Source organism: Bacteroides caecigallinarum (genome assembly GCF_016902295.1).
Lineage (GTDB): Bacteria > Bacteroidota > Bacteroidia > Bacteroidales > Bacteroidaceae > Phocaeicola > Phocaeicola caecigallinarum_A.
Window position 1 is genome coordinate 1 of record NZ_JACJLQ010000144.1, and the last position, 607, is coordinate 607.

Sequence of the window (607 nt, forward strand, 5' to 3'; positions counted from 1 at the left end):
GATGTTGCAGATATATTAGGACTAACCCTTTTGTCTGAAAATGAGCAGTGGGATAACAACCCTATACTTTGTACTACTTATAAAAATGCAGACAATTATTTTGATGACCTTTTACCGAGAGTGGATAAGATATTGATTTCGTCATTAATTAACGGATATTATATCATTGAAGGAAAATGTTTGCGATATATTTACGAAACATTGTGTAAAAGACTTTCGGCAAAATGCGGTGTCTATTACTTCTCGATAGATTTATGGGAATATCGTTGCGCCTATGGCTATTATGATGAAAGCCAAGAAAAGCGTTTCTATTGTGCCGAATTAGATGCTACAGGAAATCTACAAGAAGAAGACAGAGGGTGTGTATTGAGTTGTGAAAATGATGCAGAAAGTCATATCCCAATGGTAAATATTGAAGATGAGCAAGTTCCTGATTCTTGGTTTTTACCTTTAGGTATAATGTTCAATTTAGGGATAACGGATGTGGATATTCAGCAAGCTCTTAGTAAACTATGCAGCGTTTACATGCTGAATGGCACAGATTCTAAAATAATAAAGAATATAATAACAGAACAATGTAGCTTATAACAAGGTCGAGCCAACAGCT

At 34.8% G+C, this 607-nt stretch carries 1 protein-coding gene; it reads left to right on the forward strand.

What is annotated here, in order from left to right; all coding sequences use genetic code 11:
• A partial coding sequence (locus tag H6A27_RS14545) for a hypothetical protein (RefSeq protein ID WP_204509204.1) occupies window positions 1–588 on the forward strand: 588 nt, incomplete at its 5' end.
• Between the last annotated feature and the right edge of the window lie 19 nt (window positions 589–607).